Annotated in this window: 5 protein-coding genes and 1 pseudogene; all 6 read right to left on the minus strand. The window is 52.7% G+C overall.

The annotated features are described in order from the left end of the window. Positions 1–136 precede the first annotated feature (136 nt). Positions 137–1366, minus strand: a complete 1230-nt coding sequence (locus HWQ67_RS13360; RefSeq protein WP_218253187.1) for a hypothetical protein — start codon at positions 1364–1366, stop codon at positions 137–139. Between the two features lie 109 nt (positions 1367–1475). After that, a complete protein-coding gene (locus tag HWQ67_RS13365) occupies positions 1476–2429 on the minus strand; it encodes an Ig-like domain-containing protein (protein WP_218253188.1) in 954 nt (317 codons plus the stop codon). A 170-nt stretch (positions 2430–2599) separates the two neighbouring features. Continuing rightward, on the minus strand, positions 2600–3247 hold the full coding sequence (locus tag HWQ67_RS13370; RefSeq protein WP_218253189.1) for a hypothetical protein: 648 nt from the start codon (positions 3245–3247) through the stop codon (positions 2600–2602). A 171-nt stretch (positions 3248–3418) separates the two neighbouring features. Then, a complete protein-coding gene (locus HWQ67_RS13375) occupies positions 3419–4258 on the minus strand; it encodes an SAM hydrolase/SAM-dependent halogenase family protein (RefSeq protein ID WP_218253190.1) in 840 nt (279 codons plus the stop codon). A 9-nt stretch (positions 4259–4267) separates the two neighbouring features. Next, the gene (secG, locus tag HWQ67_RS13380) at positions 4268–4486 is read right to left on the minus strand and encodes a preprotein translocase subunit SecG (protein ID WP_218253191.1); all 219 of its coding nucleotides are present in this window, start codon (positions 4484–4486) and stop codon (positions 4268–4270) included. A gap of 1 nt (position 4487) precedes the next feature. After that, positions 4488–4723, minus strand: a pseudogene (locus tag HWQ67_RS13385) (Asp-tRNA(Asn)/Glu-tRNA(Gln) amidotransferase subunit GatB); the annotation flags it as partial.

Genomic DNA, 4723 nt, shown 5'->3' on the forward strand with positions numbered 1-4723 from the left:
CCGGCGAAACCGCTGAGGTATATATTCATAGCTTTTGTTGTCTACGCGGGTCTCGAGATGATCGGGGTTTTTGACTGGATACGAGGGCTGTAGTTCTGAGGCACACGGAGTCCCACGCCGAGGCACTTTCAGCGGCCTACCACAGTATGCTGCAGACGGGTTTCAAGAACTCAAGCCGTGTAGAGTAAAGACAGATGAGGAGCAGTACCCCCAGAATTATCAATATTGTGGCACCCACCGGCCTGGAGTACTTCGCATACCGGTCACCCAATCTTGAAGTCAGAGCAAAAGCGGCCGTGCCGAAGATCACCAGGTCGTCGAGCATAAAGAACAAAACGTATAACAGAATGTAGCTATAGTGTTGCACATTGGTGAGACTGGCCAGCGAGAGGACCTGGGTGAACACTGCCGGGATCGCTGCGGAGCAAACGAACTCGACAGAGTTTACGGCAAAGGCCAGAGCTATGATCCCAATTATCGTCCCCAAGGTTATGGGGGAGGACACGATTCTCTGCACTTTGGTCATGGTCTTCTTTCGTGATTCCTCGCTGGTAACCTCACAGACAATGGCGCCTTTTGCTTTTACGACCTCCCTTATCTGCAGTATCCCGCCGCCCAGAGCCACGAGGCCGATGACAACCGTTATTGGTTTGACATAGCCAATGAACAAGAAAGCGTTGAGCCATGCTGTCATGAACAGGAAATAGAGGATTCCCGAAGCCAGAACAAAAGAGCCGACAATCAGCCATATTCTTCTTCTATCCCTCAAAGTCGCTACTATAGATATGAGGTAGACAAGCACCCACATGGCACAGGGGTTGAAGCCATCCACAGCCCCCAGAACCACCGCCAGAGCTGGAAGCGAATAAGCTGAGGGGTCGATTTCCCCTATAAGGGGCAATACAATTGTGTCTCGCGGCCCCTGCCCCGTTGGAGGTGGACAGTCCCCGGCCAGACATTGCTGCAAGGCTTCCTCAATGGCTGTGCCTGTGATTTCTTCGGATTCCCAACCGCCAAATACCTGGTTCTCGAAGATTGTCACGGGAAAGCCTGGGTCATATTCTATGCCCCGCTCTTCAAGCATCTGGGACAGCAAGGTCGTCCCTGCGGGTGTGGTGGCGTCGTGGCGGGTGATGTTAATCGCAAGGTATTCGCTTTCCAGCTTCTCATTGAATAACTCTTGTTCTTCACAGTGCGAACACCCCGGAAGATAGAAGAAATGGATCTCGAATCCATCGCCAGAGCTTGATGTTCCCTGACTCGTAAACCCGATCACGATTCCCAGGACAATCAGCGATATGATCAAGTATCTCTTGAAGCGGTCCCGAAAAGTGCGTTTCAGAAAATCGGCCAATCTGTGGTACATTGATAAATATAACCTCAAGATGACCCGCCCTGTCTAGGATTCCCCACGAGAAAGGTGGGCGGCGCACAGATTGCGGCTGGGAAAGGCATCCCTTTGCCGAGAGCTGCTTTCATTCTGAGCAGCCTGGGAACGTGCAGCTGTTGCAGCTCACCACCTGGAGAAGCAGGTTCTTAACGGCCTTGTTAACGCCATCGTAGGAAACCATCGCTGTGATAGTGATGTCAATGGTACCGGACGGGCTTGGGGCAGTCCAGGTAATCATGGAGCCTTCGCCAGAAATATTACCGCCCGTGCATGACCACTCATAAACCGATTCGCCGGGGCCTGCGACGACACACTCAATCTGATAATCATGTGCCTTCCCGACTTTGTATCCCCAGGGTTGTGTCTTCAGGTAGCAATGTTCTGCCGTGACAAGCAACTGGTCAATAGTCGGTGGTTGCTCTGTTGCCACGGTGATACCCAGGGTTCTCGTAGTCGAGGTACCATGGCCATCCCTGACCACAACTGTTATGTTGTATACAGCAACTTCCTGAGGAGCAGCCCAGATTACAGCTGCACCTGTGCCAGAGATATTACCCGCGCTGGCTATCCATTCGTAGCTCAGTTCGTCTCCATCAGAGTCCGAGGCATCGCAGGTCACATTGAGACTGCCCGAGGGAAGAGTCCAGACCGGGCTGGCTACCAGATTACTAATCGTTGGCGGATTATTGCGTTTTACGGTGACAGTCACATAATCAGTGGCTGCACCTCCGCGACTGTCGCTAATCAGGACTGTAATATTGTAAGAGCCCGTAGCGCCTGGAGCGGTCCAGGTAACCGTAGGTCCTTCTCCGCTTATGGCGCCTCCGTCAGCCGACCATCCATAGCTTAGTTGGTCGCCATCGGAGTCCGTAGCGTTGCAGACGATCTGGCATGTTCCCGAAGGAGCCACCCTCTCCGGCTCAGTCTTCAGACCCACGATAGCCGGCTGATGGTTGGCCAACATCGTGTCCAACAGGACCGCAACTACCACTGCTGCCACCACAATTCCTATGATTGCTGCCAATTTCCTTCTACTCATTAGTTTGCGTCTCCTAAATCTGATTTCTGTTCAAGCTCACATCAGAGCACCGTGTATATTATCACTTCTCCAAGATGGAGAAAACCACTACTACGTGGCGTTCATGCTTGGAGGTCTTGTCTCGGAGTACTACGGCCGTGGCTGGCATTAGCATTGGTCTGGCGATCTCATCAGAAGGTACACTCTGAGCAGGCCACCACCTCCAAAGTCACGCTCTTTCTGACCCAATTATTGAGAGCATCGAACACTTTTGCTGTGACCGTGATGGTAACCACCGCATCCGGAGCCGTCCAATTGATGACGGAACCCTGGCCATTAATCTCGCCACCTGTGCAGGACCATTCATAGGTCAGGTTGCCGCTCGTGTTCGAAGAGGCGACGCACTCGATACTGTAATTCTGCGCCCTCCCGACCTTGTATCCCTCGGCACTCACTTTCAAATACTTGTGGCTGGCAGTGACAATCAGGTCTTCAATTGTCGGCGGAGGACCGTTCGATGCAACCAGACTTATCGAGGCTGTGTGCTGCCCACCTTCGCCGTCCGTGATGTTGACTGCGATGTCATACATGCCAACTTGCTCGGGCGCAATCCAGTCAACAACGGCGCCGGTGCCGTCAATACTACCTCCATTCGTTGACCAATGATAAGTCAAGCCGCCTCCATCGGAACCTGAAATAACACAGGTCACCCCAATGCTACCCAGAGGAGCAATCCATTGCGACTCAGCCTCCAAACCGGCAATAAACCACGATGTGCACGATGAGCTCAATAGCAATGTGATTGCTGCGACTATCGCCAGGCATTTCAGCGTCCTCATGGTATCACCTGATATATTACCACTTTCTTCCTGAAAGTGCTGACAGCGAGGATGCCCACCAGAGATCGATGCCCGGCCTAGCACTATTGGATATCGGTGAGAGGAGTCATACTTGCGGCGGTTTTTTCGCACAGCACGATAATCTGGATTGCCGTGTCCGGTGCCGTCTCATTATGCAACCGGAATCACCCTTATTTCTTCCCCCACTCCAACGCCCAGGAAATCGCAAGCGCTCCCATCTCTTAGCGATACCTCAAGGTAGCCGCTGCTACCCGCGACAGCCACTACCCCTTCTTTCTGCGCGTAATAGTCGCTGATGCCCTGGATGCGTTGCCCGGCCACCTCAACCACGACGTTTTTCCCGGGCAGACTGCTGTTCCTGATATTTGCTATCAGGTTGCCAAAGCGATCTATGTGCAGGACCTGACCAACCAGATTACCGTCCGGGTCAAGCGACGGCCTCGGTACGGGAAGAACGTGCAGAGAGTTAATTTTCTCCCCAAATTCATAAAGCGAAATCCCGAGAGAAAGGCCGGCCGCCACCGGGGCAAAGACATCTCTTCCGTGGAAGGTAGGACTTACCGGATGACGCCAGAAGCGCGGATCGGTAATGGCCGCAGCCTCAAGGCCAGCCTTAAATACTATCTCCGTAAGACCGTGACTCTGTTCCATTACTGGGCCACCTTCAACGGAAAACAAATCATCAATTACGTAGCTGAGGATGCCATTATCGGGGGCCACGAACATGGCCGAAGGCGTTTTCAGTATTATTCCCCGGCGCTCGCTGCCTACGCCAGGGTCAACAATAGCCAGGTGAACTGTTTGCTTCGGGAAGTAGCGATAAGCAGAATTGAGTATGAAAGCAGCCTGAAGTATGTCCTGCGGCTTGATAGAGTGACTGACATCCACGATACTGGCTTCAGGGTTGATGTTCAGGATGGCGCCTTTTACGGCGGCAACGTAGGCATCATCGTACCCGAAGTCGGTGGTCAGAGTTATTATGAAACTCATCTATGGATACTATGACTGTGCGGCGATCAGAGTGGCCAGAACCACAAGCACGATGACCAGGACTATGGTCAGTTTGAAAAGGGTGCTTTCTATCCCTCGCCGGGTGCGATAGACCGAGTCGGCCTGTCCGAAGATACCCCCTATGCCTCCACCGCGCAATTGGAATAGTACACTGGCAATCAAGGCTGCTGAAACCAGTATCTGGGCGACCAAAAGATAAGTAGGCAATTCATTTACCTCCTAGCTCCTGAATAATAATCTCTCTCACCTTGCCCGGATTAGCTCGTCCCCTGGTGGCTTTCATGACCTGACCTACGATAAAAGTCAAGGATTGCTGCTTGCCGGCCACATAGTCCGCTGCTGCCCCGGGGTTATCAGCTATCACCTGCTTCACTGTTTCCCTTATTTCACCGGCATCGCTAATCTGGCCGAGTTTCTTTTCTCTGACAATACCGCTGGCTTCCT

The sequence above is a fragment of the Candidatus Magnetobacterium casense genome (assembly GCF_019173545.1).
In the GTDB taxonomy this organism is placed as follows: Bacteria; Nitrospirota; Thermodesulfovibrionia; order Thermodesulfovibrionales; family Magnetobacteriaceae; genus Magnetobacterium; species Magnetobacterium cryptolimnobacter.

Coding starts and splice junctions, on each gene's coding strand:
- HWQ67_RS13365 (WP_218253188.1), bottom strand. CDS start 2,429: ATGAGTAGAAGGAAATTGGCAGCAATCATAGGAATTGTGGTGGCAGCA.
- HWQ67_RS13370 (WP_218253189.1), bottom strand. CDS start 3,247: ATGAGGACGCTGAAATGCCTGGCGATAGTCGCAGCAATCACATTGCTA.
- HWQ67_RS13360 (WP_218253187.1), bottom strand. CDS start 1,366: ATGTACCACAGATTGGCCGATTTTCTGAAACGCACTTTTCGGGACCGC.
- HWQ67_RS13375 (WP_218253190.1), bottom strand. CDS start 4,258: ATGAGTTTCATAATAACTCTGACCACCGACTTCGGGTACGATGATGCC.